Origin of the sequence: Alkalihalophilus lindianensis (assembly GCF_032843265.1) — a bacterium.
In the GTDB taxonomy this organism is placed as follows: domain Bacteria; phylum Bacillota; class Bacilli; order Bacillales; family Bacillaceae_D; genus Alkalihalophilus; species Alkalihalophilus lindianensis.
This window is the reverse complement of record NZ_JAWJBA010000423.1, coordinates 1-266: the sequence shown is the minus strand read 5'-3', so window position 1 is coordinate 266 and position 266 is coordinate 1. Positions and strand designations below refer to the sequence as shown.

Annotated in this window: 1 protein-coding gene; it reads left to right on the top strand. The window is 40.6% G+C overall.

The window, feature by feature from the left end; all coding sequences use genetic code 11:
• Positions 1-266, top strand: a 266-nt coding sequence (locus RYX56_RS22870) for a deoxynucleoside kinase (RefSeq protein ID WP_317124191.1), incomplete at both ends; no start/stop codon positions are given.

Below are 266 nucleotides of genomic sequence, written 5' to 3'. Positions count from 1 at the left end.
CCAGCCTGGATACCCTATTAAAACGGATTAAACATCGCGGGCGGGAGATGGAAAAAAATATGAGTCCGCTCTATTTAGAACAGCTTTCGCTAGACTATGAAAACACCATTGCCAACTTTGAACAGGAACACCCGGAAATACCTGTCCTGCGCTTTAATGGGGATAAGTTAGATTTTGTAAAAAACAAACAAGATTTAACACTTATTTTTGAAAAACTATCATCGGTACTGAAATCAGCCAGGTGGATGAATAGCTGCAGAATGGGG